Genomic DNA, 19,378 nt, shown 5'->3' with positions numbered 1-19,378 from the left:
TTAGTAAATAAAAATCCCACCATAGTAGAAATATGGTGGGATTAAAATTAAGCAATTCGAATCTATTATTCCCTTGTGATTTCAAGAATATCGAATCTCATGGTGCCGTTTGGTACGGATATTTCCGCCACTTCGCCCACGCTTTTCCCCAACAATCCTTTTCCGATGGGTGAGTTCACGGATATTTTCCCGGATTTTAAATCGGCTTCGCTTTCCGCGACCAGTTTATATTTCATCTCCATACCGTTGGTCTGGTTCTTTAACTTTACGGTAGACAGTACAAGTACCTTGGACGTATCCAATTGGGATTCGTCAATCAATCGGGCATTTGCCAAGGTGGCCTCCATTTTGGAAATCTTCATTTCCAGCAGTCCCTGGGCCTCCTTGGCGGCATCATATTCCGCGTTTTCGGACAAGTCTCCCTTATCCCGGGCATCCGCGATGGCCTGGGAAGCCTTTGGCCGCTCCACATCCCTCAAGTAATTCAATTCCTCCTTTAACTTTTTAAGTCCCTCAGCAGTGTAATATGATACGTTACTCATTAGTTCATCGTTTTATAAATAGCAAAATCCTCTATAACAGCCATATACCCATGACTTTTTTAGAGAGGATTTCCCACAAATATATATAATTTTGTACAAATTTAAGTATCGAATCCCCAAACATTCTTACAGCATGAAACGCATATCCGCTCTTATTCTTTTTCTGTTTTTTCTGGCCTGCGACAATAACACCACAAACCGCAATCCCTATCTGCAGGAAATCAATTTTAGGTTCGATGCCAACCTCAACTTACCAGAGTATAATCCTTTAACCAATACGGGAAGTGCAGTTCGAATTATACTTGATGGCGTGGGTACCCGTGGGGTTTTTATAATTAATGCCGGATTTAACCAGTTTCGAGCCTTTGAAGCCAGTTGTCCCAACCACGCGCCCAACGATTGTTCCACCATGACCTTGAACGGTCAGGTAGCGACCTGCTCCTGCGAGGACTATGAATACAGTCTTTTTACGGGACAGATGCTCAACAGACCGGACGATGGCAATCGCTACTATGACATGTTGGAATACAGAACAAGCTTTGGCGGAAATAGCGTTACCGTAACAAACTAACTAATTATATCACATAAAAAAGACCCCAAAGACTAAAACCTTTGGGGTCTTGATTTTTAAACTGTTACCTTTTCAGGTACAAGCAATAGGTTTAAAAATTAACCGTCGCCCCTAACAAAAAGTTGATGCCCGCCTGCGGATAATATCCCGCACCTTCCACAGTGGTAATCACTCCGGGGTTTGAAAAATCATCATCAAACGTAAAGAAATATCCATTCGATACGATATCCGCATCAAACAGGTTATTTACCAAACCTGAAAATACAATGCTCTTCAAAAAACCCTTGAATGGGAGTTCATACTGAAAATTCAGGTCGGTTTGGGTATAGGCATCGAGTACGGAACTCTCGGCATCTATATTCCCCATAAACTGTTTGCCCACATATTTGGACAACAAGGAAATTTGAAATGCTTCCACCGGCTTGTAGGTTATCAAGTTTCCGGCTATAATATCTGGGGAATAGGCGATATTGGTATTTCCCAAATTTTGCAACACTCCGTCCCTTTGGAAAAGGAAATCCCTGTTTTTATTGGTACTCAATGTGATGTTAGGTCCCCAAGTAAACTTAGTGCCTATTCGCACTTGTGCGTCAACTTCCAGTCCAAACCGATAACTATCCCCCACATTGGCCCTTAACGGGGCACCCACATCGTTCAGTTCCCCGGTCAATACCAATTGATCCTGATACTTCATATAGTAAAGGTTCGTGTTCACTTGAACGTCTGGAGAAATGTAGCGCCATCCCAATTCCCAATCGTCCAATTTTTCGGGTCTTGGACTACCATTTTCATAATCGTTCCTATTGGGTTCCCGGTTAGCCCGGGCATAGGAGAAGTAGAAATTATTATTTCGGTTTAAATCATAAGTAACCCCCGCTTTGGGATTAAAAAAGTTGAAGGTATCATCTACCATACCCGTATCCTCGCCATTGGCCTGATACCCTACCGTTCTATATTGTAAATCACCGTAGAGCGACCAATGGTCGTTCAGCTTATAATTTGCCTTGGAATAGATATTAAAATCGGATTTTTTTGAGGTGTCATCATAATATCGGTCCTTGTATTCACCATTGCTGGCAAACCTTGCCCAGATGACTTCGCCAAAGTGGTCTCCTTCGTAGTTGTTCCATCCGCCCCCAAAAATCAGGTTCAGGTTTTCCCTATCATACGTTGCGGAAAAAACGGTACCGTAAAAATCATTGTCCAACCAACGTCGCCGGATCAGGTCAGTGGTGTTCACTTCTTCCCCGTTCACGTTAAGGGGTTCAAAACCGTAGGTTTCAAAAGCATCGTCCTCCCTAAACTGCTCAAAAAATCCCCTACCTTTGGTATAATGCAGAGCGATGTTGGTACTCCAGGAATCGGATAGCCGTTCGTTCCATAAAAGCTGGGCATGGTCCTGTTTGTAGTCGTCCACCTCGTTCTCATAGAATTGAATGTTGCCATTTTCATCGGTATAAATTCCTGACGGATTAAAGGTGCGGTCCGTCCGTAGAGTCTCCGCATCGATACCGTACCAAGCTTGGTAGGTGATTTCATGCCCCCCAAAAAGTAGGGCCTTGATCAGGGTATTATCGTCCTTGTAGGCGCCTTGCAGAAAATAGGAATCCAAATCTGATGTAGCCCTGTCGATATACCCGTCGGAATTTATTCGTGAAAGCCTCCCGGAAATTTCCACCATATCGTTTAGGAGACCCGTGCTGAACTTGATATTCCGCCTAAACGTATTGAAACTGCCGTAGGAAGAAGATATCTGGGCATAGGCATCTTCGGAAAAACCATCGGTCAACAAATTGAGACTGGCACCAAAGGCTCCTGCTCCATTGGTAGAGGTTCCCACACCGCGCTGTAGCTGCAGACTCTCGGTAGAGGAGGCAAAATCGGGCATGTTCACCCAAAACGTTCCTTGCGATTCCGCATCGTTGTACGGGATACCATTAATAGTAACATTTACCCTTGTGGCATCGCTACCGCGTACCCGAATACCAGTATACCCTACTCCGGCCCCAGCATCGGAGGTGGTAACCACAGAAGGCAAAAAATTCATTAAAATAGGAATGTCCTGACCTAAATTTCTTGGTTTGATTTCTTCCTTTGTTAAATTGGAAAAGGTTACCGGGGACTCCTTGGTAACACGTACCGCGGAGACAAAGACTTCGTCCAGTACCACTTTCTTCCCTTCTAGGGAATCCGTTTCCGTTGGTTGTTGTTGGGCGTACGAGCCCATGGTAAGGCCTAGTAAGGCCAATGTTGCGAACATAGATTGTTTCATTCGTAAAAGTGTTACGAATAAAAGGGGCTATTATTCTAAATTAAACATGAATTTTTGTCCAACTAAGGACCTTGATAATCCTAATGTGGCGATTGCCATCCCTTGGCAGCATTACCTGCCCAGGTTCATTGGGTATAATCTCAGCTTCCTCCTTTATAGGATTAGGCACCCCTTTGAGATGGCGCAAAAATACACCGCTTGTTTGAATAAATTGATATTGATCGACAAAAAATTGATAAAAAAAGGGAGCCGACTGACCAGCTCCCTTTACCACCATCAAGATTAATTTCAGGACCAAAACTAGGGTACAACAACCAAAACCTTATGAAAACTCCCATAACACAACTACCACAAATTGTAATAGCCCGTTTTTGTCGAATTGTCCTGAAACTTAATGGTCCCTTTACAGTTAACGGTTAGTGTTTGACTTTCGAGGGTTCTTAAATTTCTTTACATCTTATAGGACACAGTTTGAGCGCTAAGGTCACCTTTCTAAAAATAAAAACTGATACGTTTATTTTTGTTATTTGAAAATCAATGATTTACGAAGTATATTTTTTTTTGTCAATAATCATTGAAAAGAAAATCTTTAATACGCATTTGAAAAATAAAAAAAGGCTGCCGAGGCAGCCTTTTTTAGATTAATGAATACAGTATTCGTCATCTTTTCTTATTGGTAATCCAATTTCCATAAGGATCAATATAGACCGTTCTTCTTGTACCACTTTTCAATACCATGACCAACTTAAATATTCCTTTAGAATTTCTATAGGCCGCTCCCAACTTTGATGTTGGATATTCCTTTAAAATTTCTTCCACTACGGCGGGGGTCAACTCACTGGACGGAATTCTTTCATAATCGTCATTTACCATTTCAATTTTTGAAACTTTTTCCATTTGGTAAGAATTTGCATGGCCGCTCATTATCGTTGCAAAAACCACTATGCTAAATAGGATATACTTTTTCATTAGATATTTTATGTTAATGATTCGTACTTACCTTTATTTACGGGGTCATTGCCAAGTTGGATGTTTGACTATAAAACTTTACTTTTTTTTAACGCATAAAGAGATCATACCCAGTATGTCTCAAAAAAGCATGGGCACTATTCATTATGTTAAGACTTATAATCTTTGAGATAAAAATATTGCGTAACAAGTACACACTTTTTTTATTGCCTATGATTAAATTTTAAGCTTGGTGCGAATCCTTTAAAAGATCTAGAACCGTCTTTACCGGATTAAAGGTTACCAAGGGAACTTCAACAAAAATGGTATTCCAATGTGCCATGGCACCGTTCCATAGACCAGGAAGCTCTAGTGCCTTTAATTCCTTTCCATTCATAGTTTTCTCGGTGATAAAACCCTGTTTGGGGTCGATAAAATCCAAAAGGTTGAATTTGTTTCCTTTGTAGTCGCGAATACCACAGACCAAATCGACCGGATTGAAGTGGGTCGAATTTTGTAGAATGTCCACTTGCTTTGGGTTATCCATATCGATTTGGGCGGATTCTATAATCTGTAATGAAATCTCACCATCAGCATTTTTTATCCAAAACGGACCGCCACCCGGTTCGCCTTCGTTTTTCACCATACCACAAATGCGGATGGGCCTATTGATTTTGGATTTTAAAACGTCCGTCTTTTCCTTATTGGATAGACTATCGAAATCCTTGGAAAATTTTACGTTCATTTCTTCGGATAAGAAAACCCTTATTATATCCAGTTCTTTTTCGGAGACACTTCCCTCATCAAGCATTTTAGCATATTCAAAAGCTTTTTTCTGGACTTTCAGCAGGACACCTGCCAAGGTCTTTTTGCTGTCCGCGACCGCTTTTGCATCCTGCATTACGGCCACATTATCAATGTTTTTGATGAAAATAATATCGGCATCCTGTTCGTTCAGGTTCTCTATCAAAGCACCATGACCCCCCGGGCGGAACAATACGGTCCCATCCGGATTCCGGAAGGGTTCATTGTTCATATCCACCGCAATGGTATCCGTGGATGGTTTTTGAAAGGAGTAGCTAACCGAATAGTCTATCCCTGTATCTTTGGAAACACGCTCCCCAACGGCATCCAATTCGGCCTTGAACATTTCTTCATGTTGTTCAGATATCGTAAAGTGTAATTGGCTGCCGTTTGAGGAACTTGCATAGAGGGCACCTTCCTTTAGGTGCTCCTCAAAAGGGGTCGCCGTATTTTCGCCATATTTATGAAATGGCAATAAACCCTTTGGATAAAAGCCGTAGTTCAATGCCTCTTCGACTAAAAGTTCCTTTACGAATTTAAATACCTTTTCCCCTTGAGAATTAAATTTAGAAGGAAGCCTGTCCATGACTTTTTTATAAAATGGCATTTGTTCCAAACCTGTGGCAAGCTTTTTAATATCCTTATCACCCGTTCGTTCAAAATAAGCTTCAAGGGATTCATTGGAAGGATCATAGGAATCCAAAAAAGAAAAAAGTGCCTTGAACATCCTTGAAGCGGCCCCCGATGCTGGCACAAACTTTAGAATATCCAAGTTACTAACGTTGGATTCATAATAGTTGATCAACTCCCTTTCTTCCCCCTCCGTAAAACGAAGAATACCGTTGCCAACAACAGCGGCACTTTGCAGATCCACAAAGGGAATTCCTTCCTTGAAGGTATTGATTTGATCCTCTACTCTTTCCTTGGCAATCCCCTTGTTCGCCATCTGTTTCATATCCTGTTCCGATAGTGCTATCATTTTCTGCGTAAATTATCTATAAGTTCAACTGCACGCTTTAGGCGCTCTTTTTTATTCCCTTTTAAGATACTAAAATTGCGATGATACTTTTCCAAAGTTGCCTTGAAATATTCGAACATTTGCTCTCTTTCGTCTGGTTTGTCCCTAAGGTCGTCCGCCTCCCAAGGAATGTCTATATAGGTAAGTAAATAAAGGTCATAAGAATTTTCAAGAGCATACTTTTCCAATATAGGGTCACAATCCCCAACATAATATGCTTCTGAATATACTTTAGTTTCCAATAGATCGGTATCACAAATGAGAATATCCGTAGCTTTTTTGGTGAGTTCGTTTTCCAATCTCATTTGACCTTCGGCAATGGGCAAGAGGTCTTCCGGCTCACAAGTCTTTCGTTCGTTGTTCCATTTGCTTTGAAGATATTCCCTGGCGTACTCAGGAACCCAAACGGTGTTATAATGTCTGGCCAATTGTTCCGATAAGGTGGTTTTTCCTGTAGATTCAGGACCAAAAAGGACCACTTTTAGGATGTTCGATGGTCGTTGTCTATACTTTTCTTCCATTCAATATAGCCTTGGATTGCCAAGATGGTAAATATAAGATATTGCAAGGAAAGCATTCCCCAACCCCTGTAGGCATATAAGGGTACCGTAATAATATCGGCCAAAATCCAGAGGGTCCAATTTTCCAACTTTTTGAGCGCCATGTACCACATACCTGTAAAGAAGATACCCGAGGTAAAAATATCGATATAGTTTGATGGACCTACTTCCACATCAAAAATTCGGTATACAACATAGGTAACGACCATTGTCAGCATAAAAAGTCCAAAACCGATGCTCTTTTCCCTGGTATTGGTCCTTGAAATCTGTACGACCTTTTCATTGTTCTTGGTCCTGGCCCAATTCCACCAGCCGTAAACACTCATGACCGAAAAATAGAAGTTCATCATCATGTCACCCAGCAATCGGTCCCTAAATAAAAGATACACGGTAAGGATAGTTGCTACCAAACCCGTTGGGTACACCCAAATATTCTCCTTCTTCGCGTACCAAACACTTAATATACCGGTTACAAAGACAATGGCTTCAATGATTATGATGAAGGTCTCTTTATCCCGGTAGGGCCCAAGGAAAAAATCAAAAATGGGGCTCATATTCGCTTCTGTCGGACTTGACCAACTTCATATACATAAGGCCTTTGTCCATGAGTTCAAAAGCGATTTTGATTTCGGTCTTCAACACATCCATAACGGTGTCATAAGGTCCAAAAACTTGGGTACTTAAAGGATTTTCCAAAACGACAAGTCCGGAGTGTCTTAGTTTTTTAATAAAATTGATGATATGTTCCTCAAAATCGTCCTGTAATGGGGAAAAAGTAAGTTCTACGGATATGTCCATGAAAATTGTTTTGGTAAATATATTTGATTATTAGTGCAAAAACTACTTCATTTACCCCTTAATGGCATATACGAGGGTAAAACCTTCGAACTCCATAAAATGAACTTCATATAAGGATATATCCCCCTGATAAATGATCTTGGCGGTAGTTTGGTTCTGGGCAAAGGAGAAGTCGGCCACATGGATATGGTGCAGAAAACTGATACCCTGTTGGCCGTAAATTTTGTAAAGCGATTCCTTGGCACCCCAAACAATGGTCAGTTTCCTAATAATGGCCTCTGTATTCGCCAAGGTCCTGTACTCTTCGAAAGGGGTAAACTTATGGGCTATCCTGAGAATTTTTTCCCTGTTCTTTTCAATATCAATGCCTACCTGTTCTGTCCGACTAATAATTATTGCAGTAAAATGATGCGAGTGAGTTATGGAAATAAAGTTACCATCCTTTAAATGGGGTTTCCCAAATTCATCGTAAACCAAATCCTTGTCTTCATAACCATAGAGTACCAATAAGTGCCTGATACTTAAAAATGCCCTTCGGTGCAATTCGGACTTCATGCCATTGTATCGGTTTTGACAATGATCCGTTAACAGAATCCCCTTTCCCAAAAAAGTTTCCGTCTCTTCTACCTTCCAAATGGCTATGGAAGTATTCAAGTTTACTGTTATAGTTTTGTAAAGGGGCATTGATTTTTCACGTATTTTGTACCTTTGGGACTAATAAAATAGCTAGTCGTAGTAAAACGAAAGTAAAAAGAAAATAACATATGAGCACTACAACCATTCCCTACATTCCTTTTAAGGTAAAAGACATGAGTCTTGCAGCATGGGGGAGAAAAGAAATTGAATTGGCAGAGGCCGAAATGCCCGGTTTAATGTCCCTACGTGAAGAATACAAGGATGAACAACCATTGAAAGGGGCACGCATTGCAGGTTGTTTGCACATGACCATTCAAACAGCCGTATTGATCGAGACCTTGGTGGCCTTAGGAGCGGAAGTTACTTGGAGCTCCTGTAATATTTTTTCCACTCAAGACCAGGCCGCAGCGGCTATCGCAGAAGCAGGCATTCCAGTATATGCATGGAAAGGAATGAACGAAAAAGAGTTTGATTGGTGTATTGAACAAACTTTATTCTTTGGCGAGGACAGAAAGCCCTTGAATATGATACTGGACGATGGCGGTGACTTAACCAACATGGTTTTGGATAAATATCCTGAACTGGCAGCTGGTATAAAAGGATTGTCAGAGGAAACCACTACCGGGGTTCACCGTTTATACGAGCGTGTCAAAAAAGGAACTTTGCCCATGCCTGCAATCAATGTAAACGATTCAGTGACCAAATCAAAGTTCGACAACAAATATGGCTGTAAGGAAAGTGCCGTGGATGCCGTCAGAAGGGCAACGGATACTATGCTTGCGGGAAAAAGGGTGGTCGTAGCAGGCTACGGTGACGTAGGTAAAGGTACCGCTGCTTCTTTCAAAGGAGCCGGCTCTATCGTTACGGTTACGGAAATTGATCCTATTTGTGCATTACAAGCCTGTATGGACGGTTTTGAAGTCAAAAAATTGGAAACAGTTATTGGAAATGCGGATATTGTAATTACCACCACAGGAAACAAGGATATTATTAGGGCGGAGCATTTTGTAGCCCTAAAGGATAAGGCCATCGTCTGCAATATTGGCCATTTCGACAATGAAATCGATATGGCATGGTTGAACAAAAACTACGGCGACACCAAGGATGAAATAAAGCCCCAAGTAGATAAATATACCATAAATGGTAAGGATGTCATAGTACTAGCCGAAGGTAGATTGGTAAACTTAGGTTGCGCTACAGGCCATCCAAGTTTTGTAATGAGCAATTCTTTTACAAACCAAACACTGGCCCAAATTGAACTTTGGAAAAACAGTGAAAATTATGAAAACCAAGTATACATGCTGCCCAAGCATTTGGACGAAAAAGTGGCCAAGCTGCATTTGGAAAGACTAGGTGCCGAATTAACCGAGCTTAATGAGGAGCAAGCAGAATACATTGGGGTTACTGTGGAAGGTCCTTACAAACCGGATTATTACAGATATTAATTCCTAATTTGACCCATAAAAGCCCTTACCAAAAAGTAAGGGCTTTATTTTTTGGTCCAGTGGTTTTTCTTTATTGGATTATCCGTTAAATTAACAATGAAAATGTAACCTTGGAATTTAATCCCATTTAAAAAATAAATGTTTATGAGCAAAATACATTTGATAGCCTTGGCCAGCCTGTTGGTTGTCCATATTTCAGGAGCACAGGATGCGATCTCCATCGATAAAAAATTCACAAAGGAAATCGAGCGCTTGGCAAAGGATAAAAAAGTGGCAACGGCATTTAAATACATTGAGCAACAAAAGGAACAAACCACTCAAGACCACATTGCCCTCACCGAAATTCTCGCAGCACCTTTTAAGGAAGACAAAAGGGGTATCGCCTTTGCCAAGCTGCTCGAAGAAGCAGGCGTGGACAGTCTATGGACGGACAAAGTTGGAAATGTCATAGGTCTTAAAAAAGGTACAAGTGGGGAATCTGGCTATGTAGGAATCGATGCCCACCTGGACGTTGTTTTCCCTGAAGGTACGGACGTTACCGTCAAAAAGGTTGGCGACACCTTGAAAGCCCCGGGAATTGGGGATGACACAAGAGCGTTGGCAAATTTAATTTCCATGCTTAAGGGTATGAACAAAGCAGGAATCAAAACCGATAAGGATATTCTTATCGTTGGCTCGGTGGGTGAGGAAGGATTGGGCGATTTGAGGGGGATGAAGTACATTTTCAACGAGTCCGGCATGGACATTGACTCTTGGATTGCCATTGACGGTGGTAGTATGGGAAGGATCAGCAATGCAGGTTTGGGCTCCAAACGATACAAATTGTTGGTCAAAGGAAAAGGAGGGCACTCTTGGGGTGCTTTCGGACTTGCCAATCCACATCATGCCCTAGGTAAGGCTATTGATGTTTTTTCTAAGTCGGCTTGGGAATATACCTCTGGCGATATCTCCAAAACAAGTTTCAATGTTGGCCGCATTGGAGGTGGCACTTCCGTTAATTCAATTCCGTTCGAGTCTTGGATGGAGGTTGACATGAGGGCCATCAGCCCTAAGAACTTGGATGAGATCGAAGAAATCTTTAAGTCATCAGTAGAAAAGGCAATAAACGAATACAATTCCAGTGGTGTTGAGGGCGAAGTAACTTATGAACTCATTAAAATCGGTGACAGGCCTTCGGGTGAACTGTCTTCGGATATCCCCTTGGTTCAAAGGAGCATAGCCGCTACCGAATATTTTGGTGGAACCCCTTCATTGGGCACGGGCTCTACAAATATAAACATTCCAGTTTCAAAAGGTATCCCTGCCGTTTGCATTGGCCGGGGCGGTTCTGGGGGCGGGGCGCATTCATTGCATGAATGGTATGTAAATGATGAATCCGCAGAGGAATCCATTAAGCTAGCCCTCTTGATTACATTGGCACAAGCAGGATTGGACAAATAATTAAATTTCCATTTTTATGACGATACATGTGGATATGGACGAGGTGTTGGCAGATACCTACCGCGCCCATAAAGATATTTACAATGAAGAATTCAATGCCATGCTCACCGAGGAGCAATGTATGGGTAGCGAAGTCTGGCATAAGGTTCCCGAAGCCCATCAGGACAGTGTACGAAACCATGCCCGACGGCGCGGTTTCTTTAGAAATTTAAAACCGATAGCTGACAGTATACAGGTCCTGAACGAACTGGCAAAAAAATATGAAGTTTATATCGCCTCGGCGGCCATGCAATTTCCCAATTCCTTGGAGGAAAAAAGTGATTGGTTGGACGAACATTTCCCTTTTATCCCGTGGCAGAACCGAATCCTTTGCGGCCATAAACACATTCTTAAAGGCGATGTTTTGATCGATGACCGAAGCTATAACCTTACACAATTTGATGGTCGGCCATTACTATTTACCTCGCCCCATAATATCCATACCACGGGAATAGAACGGGTGAATTCTTGGAAAGAGGTGGCAGAAAAACTACTGTGACAACTGAATAAAAAAAGCCCTCACAGTGTGAGGGCTTTTTTTTTACGAGAATAACATATTAAGCCTCGAATGGCTCAATGGAAACATAGGATTTACCTCCTGCTTTTTTCTCGAATTTTACAAGTCCGTCAACACGGGCATGCAATGTATGATCTTTACCGGCGTACACATTCTCACCTGGATTGTGCTTTGTACCTCGCTGTCTTACGATGATGTTACCGGCAATAGCGGCCTGACCACCAAAAATCTTAACGCCCAAACGTTTCGATTCTGATTCCCTACCGTTTTTTGAACTACCTACACCTTTCTTATGTGCCATAATTTTAAGGTTTTATACTGTTATACTTAGAAAATAAAGGAATTATGATTCTTTACCTCCGTCTAATTCGTCTTGCCACTTCTTCAACTCATCCCATTTACCCTCAGCGGCCAATTTAGCTTGCGCTGGCCAAGTATCGGTTACGTGATTACCACGAACGTCTGTGATAATTTCAGAGATTTTCTCCGGAGTGGACTTTGCCAATTCTGCAAAGGTTGTAATGCCGGCAGCATTCAAGGTTTCTGCAATTTTTGGTCCAATTCCTTCTACTTTTTTAAGGTCATCGGCTGCTGCTTTTGCTTTGGCGGCCTTAGGTTTTGAGGCAACCGACTTCTCTACAGGAGTTTCCTTCTTGGCAGCTGGCTTCTCCTCTTTTTTGGCCGGTTCGGCTTTTTTCGCACCTTTAGCTACGATGGACTCGATTACAATCTCAGTCAAGGATTGTCTGTGCCCATTTTTCTTTCTGTAACCCTTACGTCTTTTCTTGTGAAAAACGATTACTTTATCACCTCTAAGGTGCTTAATGACTTTGGCCTCAACAGCGGCTCCGTCTATAGCTGGGGCGCCAACAGTTACGCTCTTTCCGTCATCCAAAAGAAGTACATTGTCAAAAGTTACCTTTTTACCTTCTTCAGTCTGTAAACGGTGAACGTACACTTTCTGGTCTTTCGCAACCTTAAATTGCTGCCCTGCCATCTCTACAATTGCGTACATATCGTTAAAAATGTATTGTTAATACCTATTGGATTTTTTCCAAAGGCGGGTGCAAATATACTGCTTATTACGTAACCTACAAGGGTTTTTTAAGGATTTTACCCCCTTCCGCTTTTTAAATTATTGGAAGGTTTGAAAAGTTGCATAAACGATAGCGTTAGTACCAAGGAGGTAACGAATCCCATTGTGGCGACCACCAAAAAAACAATGGCCTCAAAGTTCTCGTATTCCTTAGCCCATTTTGTGGAAAGTTCTTCCAAAAACCCAGGTGCCAATTCCGTGGAATAGAAAGCAAAAAACAGGGTGAAAATAAATGTGGCTATGCCACCCGTTACGAGCCCTGCTACAAAACCGGTACCATATTCAAAAGTATCAGGGCCTTTGATTTTTAGGTATTTTATAGTTTCATAAATACCAAATCCAGTAATGAGCACATTAAATAGACTATAAAAAACATTGGTGTGTAGGCCCATAAGCGCCAAAATCAAAAAATAGGCGATAAGACAGGCGCTAGTTACAATTCCAAATCTAATAGGGAGCGTATAATTTTTCATGACTTGTTTTTCCCTATAAGTTAGTGAATCTTTCCATAAATCGTAACTCAAAACCGACTAAAACAATGAACTTTACCAAGATTAGCCCTACAAAAACCTATTTTAGCGTAACAAATCTCAGAAATCTATACTTATGGTATAGAAAAACACTAAACATTAAAAAATGAAAAAAAAGCTACTTGTGGTTTACACCATTTTGCTTTCTAGCACAGTACTACTTGCCCAAGAGGTCAAATATGAGGAATATGATCTGGACAATGGCCTGCACGTCATCCTTCATCAGGACAATTCGGCGCCTGTGGTAACAACTTCGGTCATGTACCATGTTGGCGGTAAAGACAGAACGGAAGGCAGGACAGGCTTTGCACATCTTTTTGAGCATTTGTTATTTGAAGGCACCAAAAACATAGAAAAGGGAAAATGGTTTGAAATCGTTTCTTCCAACGGGGGTACCAATAACGCGAACACGACCCAGGACAGGACCTATTATTATGAGGTCTTTCCATCAAATAACCTAAAATTGGGACTTTGGTTGGAGTCGGAAAGAATGCTGCATCCCGTTATCAATCAGGATGGAGTGGATACCCAAATCGAAGTCGTAAAAGAAGAAAAGAGGCTGCGATATGATAATTCTCCCTACGGTCAATTGCTTCCGGTCTTAGGGGAAAACCTTTTTGAAAAGCATCCATACAAAGACCCAAATATTGGGTATATGAAAGATTTGGAAGCCGCTACCTTGGAAGACGTAAAGGCGTACAATGAAAAATACTACGTACCCAACAATGCAGTCCTGGTAGTTGCAGGGGACATCGATATAGAAAAAACAAAAGGTCTGGTACAGGATTACTTTGGGCCGATTCCAAAAGGTGCCGATGTTTCGCGAAACTATCCAAAAGAAACCCCAATCACCACGGAAAGAAGAGTGCAATTCTATGACCCCAATATTCAGATACCCGCTGCCGGATTGGCCTATAGAACGTCGGGCTTTAAAGAAAGGGATGCCTATGTATTGGATATGATATCGACCTATTTAAGTGATGGCCCTACTTCCAAACTTTACAAGAAAATGGTGGATGACCAAAAACAGGCCTTGCAGGTGGGGGCTTTCAATATTCCACAAGAGGATTATAGCATGTATTTTGTCTTTGCCCTACCCGTTGGAGAGACTTCCTTGGATACCTTAATTTCTGAGATGGAAGAAGAAATTGCCAAGGTCCGTACAGAACCCATTACAGAAAGGGATTACCAAAAACTTCAGAACAAGTTTGAAAATCAATATGTAAACTCAAATTCCAGTGTGGAGGGCATCGCCAATTCCTTGGCCAGAAACTACATGCTCTACGGTGATACGGAATTGATCAATAAGGAAATCGAGATATATCGTTCCGTAACCCGAGATGAAATCATGGAAGTGGCCAATAAATATTTAAAGCCTAATCAACGCGTGATCATCGACTATTTACCTGAAGAAAAACCTTCAAACTAAGAAAATGAAAAAGCTATATACCCTATTATTCAGCATATTAGTGGCAACTGCCACACAGGGGCAAGTGGACAGATCTACGATGCCAAAACCCGGACCCGCTCCGGAGATAAACCTGGAAGAACCCCAAAGTTTTAGCCTAAACAATGGGTTAAAGGTTATGGTAGTTGAAAACCATAAGCTTCCAACGGTTTCGATTCAACTGTCCATAGACAACCCGCCCATTTTGGAGGGCGATAAAGCTGGGGTGTCCAGTTTAACCGGGTCCTTGATGGGGCAGGGTACAAAGAACATTCCCAAAGACGAATTCAATGAGGAGGTCGATTTTCTTGGGGCCCGACTGAGTTTTGGGGCACAAAGCGCCTTTGCGAGTTCACTTTCAAAGTATTTTCCAAGAATGATGGAATTGATAGCCGATGCCGCCATAAACCCAAATTTCACACAGGAGGAATTCGACAAGGAAAAGGACATTTTGATAACTGCCCTAAAGGCGGAGGAAAAAGATGTTTCGGCGATAAGCGAAAGGGTTCAAAGGGCCTTGGCCTATGGAAAGGACCACCCTTACGGCGAATTCACCACCATTGAAACGGTAAATAATGTAAAGTTAGAAGATGTGAAAACCTTCTACCGGGATTATTTTGTACCTGCGAACGCCTACCTGGTGGTGGTTGGCGATGTAAATTTTGACGAGGTAAAGGAATTAACGGAAAGGCACTTTACTTCCTGGACCAAAGCGGTTCCCCCATCGTTTACTTACACCAATCCAAAGGATGTTTTCAATACACAGATCAGTTTTGTGGATATGCCTAACGCGGTACAATCAGAAATTACCGTTCAGAACATCGTAAACTTGAAAATGAAAGATCCCGATTATCTGCCGGCCTTAATAGCCAACCAAATTTTGGGAGGCGGCGGTGAAGCCAGATTGTTCCTGAACCTGCGTGAAGACAAAGGATATACCTATGGTTCCTATTCTGCCATAGGCGACGACAAGTATGAACCATCAAGATTTAGGGCCGTGGCAAGTGTAAGGAATGCGGTAACGGATAGCTCGGTAGTGGAAATTCTAAAGGAAATTGATAGAATAATAACCGAACCCGTATCTGAAAAAGAATTGAAAAACACCAAAGCCAAATATGCTGGTAGGTTCGTTATGGCCTTGGAACAACCACAGACCATTGCCAATTACGCCTTGAACATAGAAAAAGAAGGACTTCCCAAAGATTTTTACAAGACCTATTTGGAAAGACTGGAAAAAATAACCGTTGAAGATGTTCAAAAGGCAGCCCAAAAATACTTTAGCTCTTCCAATGCGCGCGTGGTTGTGACGGGCAAGGGAAGCGAGGTATTGGAGAATCTTGAAAAAGTGGAATTCAAAGGAAAGAATCTACCCGTTCTATTTTACACAAAAACGGCGGAACGTACTGAAAAACCGGATTACAATGCCGCAACTCCGGAAGGTTTGACAGCGGAAACCGTGATTGAAAACTACCTAAAGGCCATAGGCGGTAAGGAAACTTTGGAAAGTGTAGATTCCTATTCGATGACCGCAGAAGCGGAAATGCAGGGGATGAAGCTGAATTTGGAACTAAAGAAAACATCCAAGGACCAGTTTATGCAGGACCTTCAAATGATGGGCAACTCGCTTAGCAAACAAGTTTTTGATGGAGACAAAGGTTATATGGTTGCACAAGGTCAACGAAAGGATTTTTCAGAAGAAGAAATAACCAAGATGAAGGAGGAATCCGCCCCGTTCCCAGAATTGAACTATTTGGCAGCTGGTGGTATTTCCTTGGAAGGAACCGATATGGTAGGAGACAAGAAGGCCTACAAAGTCAAGATTACAGATAATAAAACGGCTTTTTACGACACTGAAACCGGACTAAAATTGCAGGAAGTAAATGTGATCGACATGCAAGGACAGAGCATGCAACAGATTACGATGCTTGAAGATTATAGGGAAGTATCGGGCATCCTTTTCCCGTACAAGCTTATACAGAGTATGGGGCCGCAGAATATAGAGTTCATAGTGTCAGAAATTAAGGTCAACGAAGGGGTCACTCCAGCTGATTTTGAGTAACCTTTACAAATAATTAAAAAGCTCGCTCCCTAAAGGAGCGGGCTTTTATTATTTTAAATTTTACAACTGGAGTTTTTGTAGTTATAGATAATAACCCTATTTGGTATCTTTGCAACTTAGAATGACTTTACCCTTTAATACGAATATCTTCATGAAAAAATATTTTATCCCAATCTTAAGTTGCTTCTTGCTTTTTATCTCATGCAAGGAAGAAAAAAAAGAAACTTTGCCTTCCCAAATGGAACAAGTTATGGCAATACATGACGAGGTTATGCCCAAAATGGGAAAATTGGGAAAACTGGTGGGTCAGTTAAAACCGATGGCGGATTCCTTAGGAACGGATTCTCCCCAGGCCAAAGCGATGCGCGATTTACAGGATGCCAACAAATCCATGATGGATTGGATGCAAGGTTTTGGAGACAGGTTCGAGCCCGAAGAAATCATGGATGGCAAGGAACTGAGCGAGGAAAAAAAGCAATGGTTGAAGGAGGAGGAAGAGAAGGTCAAGGAAGTTAAGGAAAAAATTAATTCCAGTATTGCCAATGCCGAAGCGCTCTTGGGCAACAACTAATCTACCCTCGTCCACCAAGCTTCATCATCGGAAGTAGGTTCTGCCAAATAAATGAATTCACCAATTTTAGGTGTAACAATCGGTAGGTTTAATTCCTTTGCTTTATCGCTTACCCGTACGACGGGATCGGTCCATGGGTGCATGGCCAATTTAAAGGCGCCCCAATGAATGGGCATAATTACCTTTGCCTTCACATCTACTCCTGCTTGGGCGGTCTCCTCCGGCATCATATGGATTTCATGCCATAGTTTGTTATACTGTCCGCATTCCAGCATGGCAAAGTCAAAAGGACCGTATTTGTCTCCAATTTTGGAAAAATGACTTCCATAACCACTGTCGCCACTAAAAAAGACATTGGCACCATCCTTCTGGATTACCCACCCACTCCATAAGGTCTTGCCCCGATCTGTTAGGCCACGGCCAGAAAAGTGTTGCGCAGGAACGCATTTTATGGAAAAGCCTCCAAAAGAAGTTTCGTCCCACCAATCCATTTCCTTGATTCTATCTTCGGCTACGCCCCATTCCACTAGGTGTGCCCCCACTCCCAAGGGTGTAAAGAACATCTGTACCTTGTCCTTCAATTTTAAGATAGATCCATAATCCAAATGGTCGTAATGGTCATGTGACAAAAGCACAAAATCAATGGATGGCAATTCTTGAATTGAAATAGGCAGTTCTTCGCTAAATCTTTTGCCCCCTAAAAATGGATGGGGGGCGGGAACCGGTCCCAACATGGGGTCTATCAAAATATTCCTACTATCGGCCTGAAATAAAAAAGTGGAATGCCCAAACCAAACCATCCTTGCGGGACCCTTATATTTTGCAAGCTCCATAGAATCCACCGATACAACGGGAACGGCACCTTTTGGTCTTGCATTTGGCTGCGGACCAAAGAATCCACGCAATCCTTTGAGATAATCGTTGAAGCCCATGGACATGGTCACACCGCCCAAGTTCTCAAAAACACCGTTCTCGTAGTGTTCCGATTTTGAAAATTGTTCCTTTTGCGAATCCGAGATGGTACCGCCAAACTCCGGACTCAAATTTATGAACAGTGCCCCCAGGATAATAAGTACAATGATGATGGAAAGAATCGATATGAACATTCGTTTTAGTATCCGCTTTAGTGTTCGCATTTAAAAAGGCAACTGATTCAAATCTACATTACCCCCGGAGATAATTATACCTACTTTTTTATTCTGATAGTCCGATGGATTTTCTTTGCAATCCCTAAAAAGGGCCGCCAATGTAACGGCACTTGAAGGTTCAATGATAATCTTCATTCGCTCCCAGACCAGGCGCATCGCCAAAACTATTTCCTCCTCCGTAACCCGAACGATTTTTGAGACATTTTCCCTGATTATCGGGAAGTTGATATCTCCCAAAGTGGTTCGTAAACCATCGGCGATGGTATTGACCGTCTCATTTCCTTCAATCTTCCCAGAAATCAAGGAACGGTAGGCATCATCTGCTTCAAAAGGCTCGCCCCCTACAACTTTACAATCCTGTCCAAAATATTTGGCGGACAAGGAGGAACCGGCAATGAGGCCTCCCCCGCCTACGGGACAGAAAATAAAGTTCAAATCAGTTTGCTCAGCAAGCAATTCCAGAGCAGCGGTTCCCTGTCCAATGATCACGTTCAGATCATTGGAAGGATGCAAAAACACCGCACCTGTTTCGGATGCAATTTTATCGGCCTTGGCCTGCCTAGCCTCAACGGTGGGTTCACATTCGTAGATTTGTCCGCCGTAGGCAACAACCCCTTCCTTCTTAACTTTTGGTGCCGTAGTGGGCATAACAATATGTGCAGGAACCCCCAAACTCCTGGCGGCCAAGGAAACGGCCTGCGCAAAGTTGCCCGAAGAGTGGGTAACCACACCGTTTCTTCGTTGAGCCTCGCGCAGATTCAAAATGGCATTGGTAGCGCCCCTTATTTTGTAAGCCCCCCCCCTTTGAAAGTTTTCACACTTGAAAAACACCTTACATCCCAAACGTTCATTGATCAAGGTCGATGTAAGCACAGGGGTATTATGTATGAAAGGAATGATTCTCTTGTGGCAATCCGTTAGTACAGTCTTGTTCATC

21 protein-coding genes are annotated in these 19,378 nt (G+C 42.2%); 7 read left to right on the top strand and 14 right to left on the bottom strand.

Annotation, left to right across the window (positions count from 1 at the left end):
- Window positions 1-65 precede the first annotated feature (65 nt).
- The gene (greA, locus tag DZC72_RS07140; RefSeq protein WP_125222153.1) at window positions 66-542 is read right to left on the bottom strand and encodes a transcription elongation factor GreA; all 477 of its coding nucleotides are present in this window, start codon (window positions 540-542) and stop codon (window positions 66-68) included.
- 133 nt (window positions 543-675) lie between these two features.
- Here greA and DZC72_RS07135 point away from each other — a divergent pair, with 133 nt between their 5' ends.
- On the top strand, window positions 676-1,113 hold the full coding sequence (locus DZC72_RS07135; RefSeq protein WP_165869287.1) for a Rieske (2Fe-2S) protein: 438 nt from the start codon (window positions 676-678) through the stop codon (window positions 1,111-1,113).
- A 91-nt stretch (window positions 1,114-1,204) separates the two neighbouring features.
- On the opposite strand, the gene DZC72_RS07130 is transcribed toward DZC72_RS07135, so the two are convergent.
- From DZC72_RS07130 to DZC72_RS07100, 8 genes are all read right to left on the bottom strand, one after another.
- Window positions 1,205-3,385, bottom strand: coding sequence for a TonB-dependent receptor (locus DZC72_RS07130; protein ID WP_125222152.1), 2,181 nt, complete (start codon window positions 3,383-3,385; stop codon window positions 1,205-1,207).
- Window positions 3,386-3,425: 40 nt separating this feature from the next.
- Window positions 3,426-3,662: a hypothetical protein gene (locus tag DZC72_RS17740; RefSeq protein ID WP_165869286.1), complete on the bottom strand. Its 237-nt coding sequence runs from the start codon at window positions 3,660-3,662 to the stop codon at window positions 3,426-3,428.
- A 383-nt stretch (window positions 3,663-4,045) separates the two neighbouring features.
- Complete coding sequence (locus DZC72_RS07125; protein ID WP_125222151.1) at window positions 4,046-4,354, bottom strand: hypothetical protein; 309 nt, start codon at window positions 4,352-4,354, stop codon at window positions 4,046-4,048.
- 223 nt (window positions 4,355-4,577) lie between these two features.
- Window positions 4,578-6,116, bottom strand: coding sequence for a DUF4301 family protein (locus DZC72_RS07120; protein ID WP_125222150.1), 1,539 nt, complete (start codon window positions 6,114-6,116; stop codon window positions 4,578-4,580).
- Complete coding sequence (locus DZC72_RS07115) at window positions 6,113-6,676, bottom strand: AAA family ATPase (protein WP_125222149.1); 564 nt, start codon at window positions 6,674-6,676, stop codon at window positions 6,113-6,115. Before DZC72_RS07115 ends, DZC72_RS07120 begins: the two co-directional genes overlap by 4 nt.
- Window positions 6,637-7,269, bottom strand: a complete 633-nt coding sequence (gene pnuC, locus DZC72_RS07110) for a nicotinamide riboside transporter PnuC (protein ID WP_207891714.1) — start codon at window positions 7,267-7,269, stop codon at window positions 6,637-6,639. Before pnuC ends, DZC72_RS07115 begins: the two co-directional genes overlap by 40 nt.
- Window positions 7,253-7,513 carry a hypothetical protein gene (locus DZC72_RS07105; RefSeq protein WP_125222148.1) on the bottom strand — a complete coding sequence of 87 codons (261 nt, stop codon included), beginning with the start codon at window positions 7,511-7,513 and terminating at the stop codon, window positions 7,253-7,255. The genes pnuC and DZC72_RS07105 overlap by 17 nt, the downstream gene beginning before the upstream one ends.
- A 51-nt stretch (window positions 7,514-7,564) precedes the next feature.
- Entirely contained in the window at window positions 7,565-8,197 is a 633-nt protein-coding gene (locus DZC72_RS07100) for a 4'-phosphopantetheinyl transferase family protein (RefSeq protein WP_125222147.1), read from the bottom strand.
- 80 nt (window positions 8,198-8,277) lie between these two features.
- Here DZC72_RS07100 and ahcY point away from each other — a divergent pair, with 80 nt between their 5' ends.
- From ahcY to DZC72_RS07085, 3 genes are all read left to right on the top strand, one after another.
- Window positions 8,278-9,594 (top strand): adenosylhomocysteinase, encoded by a 1,317-nt coding sequence (ahcY, locus tag DZC72_RS07095; RefSeq protein WP_125222146.1) that lies wholly within the window; start codon window positions 8,278-8,280, stop codon window positions 9,592-9,594.
- A 144-nt stretch (window positions 9,595-9,738) separates the two neighbouring features.
- On the top strand, window positions 9,739-11,034 hold the full coding sequence (locus DZC72_RS07090) for a M20/M25/M40 family metallo-hydrolase (RefSeq protein ID WP_125222145.1): 1,296 nt from the start codon (window positions 9,739-9,741) through the stop codon (window positions 11,032-11,034).
- 16 nt (window positions 11,035-11,050) lie between these two features.
- Entirely contained in the window at window positions 11,051-11,572 is a 522-nt protein-coding gene (locus tag DZC72_RS07085; RefSeq protein WP_125222144.1) for a 5' nucleotidase, NT5C type, read from the top strand.
- Window positions 11,573-11,630: 58 nt separating this feature from the next.
- On the opposite strand, the gene rpmA is transcribed toward DZC72_RS07085, so the two are convergent.
- The 3 genes from rpmA to DZC72_RS07070 form a co-directional block, all read right to left on the bottom strand.
- Complete coding sequence (rpmA, locus tag DZC72_RS07080; RefSeq protein ID WP_099544685.1) at window positions 11,631-11,891, bottom strand: 50S ribosomal protein L27; 261 nt, start codon at window positions 11,889-11,891, stop codon at window positions 11,631-11,633.
- A gap of 42 nt (window positions 11,892-11,933) precedes the next feature.
- A complete protein-coding gene (gene rplU, locus DZC72_RS07075) occupies window positions 11,934-12,605 on the bottom strand; it encodes a 50S ribosomal protein L21 (protein ID WP_125222143.1) in 672 nt (223 codons plus the stop codon).
- A 98-nt stretch (window positions 12,606-12,703) separates the two neighbouring features.
- Window positions 12,704-13,159, bottom strand: coding sequence for a DUF4199 family protein (locus tag DZC72_RS07070; RefSeq protein WP_125222142.1), 456 nt, complete (start codon window positions 13,157-13,159; stop codon window positions 12,704-12,706).
- A 163-nt stretch (window positions 13,160-13,322) separates the two neighbouring features.
- Here DZC72_RS07070 and DZC72_RS07065 point away from each other — a divergent pair, with 163 nt between their 5' ends.
- The 3 genes from DZC72_RS07065 to DZC72_RS07055 all read left to right on the top strand — a co-directional run bounded on the left by DZC72_RS07065 (window position 13,323) and on the right by DZC72_RS07055 (window position 17,293).
- Entirely contained in the window at window positions 13,323-14,645 is a 1,323-nt protein-coding gene (locus DZC72_RS07065) for a M16 family metallopeptidase (protein WP_125222141.1), read from the top strand.
- A gap of 4 nt (window positions 14,646-14,649) precedes the next feature.
- A complete protein-coding gene (locus tag DZC72_RS07060) occupies window positions 14,650-16,722 on the top strand; it encodes a M16 family metallopeptidase (protein ID WP_125222140.1) in 2,073 nt (690 codons plus the stop codon).
- Between the two features lie 250 nt (window positions 16,723-16,972).
- Window positions 16,973-17,293, top strand: a complete 321-nt coding sequence (locus tag DZC72_RS07055) for a hypothetical protein (RefSeq protein WP_240042648.1) — start codon at window positions 16,973-16,975, stop codon at window positions 17,291-17,293.
- Here the strand turns inward: DZC72_RS07055 and DZC72_RS07050 are convergent.
- Together DZC72_RS07050 and DZC72_RS07045 are read right to left on the bottom strand one after the other, a co-directional pair.
- The gene (locus DZC72_RS07050) at window positions 17,290-18,429 is read right to left on the bottom strand and encodes an MBL fold metallo-hydrolase (RefSeq protein ID WP_243641671.1); all 1,140 of its coding nucleotides are present in this window, start codon (window positions 18,427-18,429) and stop codon (window positions 17,290-17,292) included. The two genes, DZC72_RS07055 and DZC72_RS07050, sit on opposite strands and share 4 nt — an antisense overlap.
- Window positions 18,430-19,377 carry a pyridoxal-phosphate dependent enzyme gene (locus DZC72_RS07045; RefSeq protein WP_125222138.1) on the bottom strand — a complete coding sequence of 316 codons (948 nt, stop codon included), beginning with the start codon at window positions 19,375-19,377 and terminating at the stop codon, window positions 18,430-18,432. It lies immediately after the preceding gene.
- Window position 19,378: the final 1 nt, after the last annotated feature.

The organism is Maribacter algicola, from assembly GCF_003933245.1.
Taxonomy (GTDB): domain Bacteria; phylum Bacteroidota; class Bacteroidia; order Flavobacteriales; family Flavobacteriaceae; genus Maribacter; species Maribacter algicola.
Note: the sequence above shows the minus strand (reverse complement) of the source record. Positions and strands in the feature narration are given on the sequence as shown.

Bases quoted from the DNA above. Each gene is read 5' to 3' on its own strand.
- rplU (WP_125222143.1), bottom strand. From the start codon at position 12,605: ATGTACGCAATTGTAGAGATGGCAGGGCAGCAATTTAAGGTTGCGAAA.
- DZC72_RS07100 (WP_125222147.1), bottom strand. From the start codon at position 8,197: ATGCCCCTTTACAAAACTATAACAGTAAACTTGAATACTTCCATAGCC.
- DZC72_RS07125 (WP_125222151.1), bottom strand. From the start codon at position 4,354: ATGAAAAAGTATATCCTATTTAGCATAGTGGTTTTTGCAACGATAATG.
- DZC72_RS07115 (WP_125222149.1), bottom strand. From the start codon at position 6,676: ATGGAAGAAAAGTATAGACAACGACCATCGAACATCCTAAAAGTGGTC.
- DZC72_RS07055 (WP_240042648.1), top strand. From the start codon at position 16,973: ATGGCAATACATGACGAGGTTATGCCCAAAATGGGAAAATTGGGAAAA.
- DZC72_RS07135 (WP_165869287.1), top strand. From the start codon at position 676: ATGAAACGCATATCCGCTCTTATTCTTTTTCTGTTTTTTCTGGCCTGC.
- DZC72_RS07130 (WP_125222152.1), bottom strand. From the start codon at position 3,385: ATGAAACAATCTATGTTCGCAACATTGGCCTTACTAGGCCTTACCATG.
- DZC72_RS07065 (WP_125222141.1), top strand. From the start codon at position 13,323: ATGAAAAAAAAGCTACTTGTGGTTTACACCATTTTGCTTTCTAGCACA.
- DZC72_RS07070 (WP_125222142.1), bottom strand. From the start codon at position 13,159: ATGAAAAATTATACGCTCCCTATTAGATTTGGAATTGTAACTAGCGCC.
- pnuC (WP_207891714.1), bottom strand. From the start codon at position 7,269: ATGAGCCCCATTTTTGATTTTTTCCTTGGGCCCTACCGGGATAAAGAG.
- ahcY (WP_125222146.1), top strand. From the start codon at position 8,278: ATGAGCACTACAACCATTCCCTACATTCCTTTTAAGGTAAAAGACATG.
- DZC72_RS07050 (WP_243641671.1), bottom strand. From the start codon at position 18,429: ATGCGAACACTAAAGCGGATACTAAAACGAATGTTCATATCGATTCTT.
- rpmA (WP_099544685.1), bottom strand. From the start codon at position 11,891: ATGGCACATAAGAAAGGTGTAGGTAGTTCAAAAAACGGTAGGGAATCA.
- DZC72_RS07105 (WP_125222148.1), bottom strand. From the start codon at position 7,513: ATGGACATATCCGTAGAACTTACTTTTTCCCCATTACAGGACGATTTT.
- DZC72_RS17740 (WP_165869286.1), bottom strand. From the start codon at position 3,662: ATGGTGGTAAAGGGAGCTGGTCAGTCGGCTCCCTTTTTTTATCAATTT.
- DZC72_RS07060 (WP_125222140.1), top strand. From the start codon at position 14,650: ATGAAAAAGCTATATACCCTATTATTCAGCATATTAGTGGCAACTGCC.
- DZC72_RS07090 (WP_125222145.1), top strand. From the start codon at position 9,739: ATGAGCAAAATACATTTGATAGCCTTGGCCAGCCTGTTGGTTGTCCAT.
- DZC72_RS07085 (WP_125222144.1), top strand. From the start codon at position 11,051: ATGACGATACATGTGGATATGGACGAGGTGTTGGCAGATACCTACCGC.
- greA (WP_125222153.1), bottom strand. From the start codon at position 542: ATGAGTAACGTATCATATTACACTGCTGAGGGACTTAAAAAGTTAAAG.
- DZC72_RS07120 (WP_125222150.1), bottom strand. From the start codon at position 6,116: ATGATAGCACTATCGGAACAGGATATGAAACAGATGGCGAACAAGGGG.
- DZC72_RS07045 (WP_125222138.1), bottom strand. From the start codon at position 19,377: ATGAACAAGACTGTACTAACGGATTGCCACAAGAGAATCATTCCTTTC.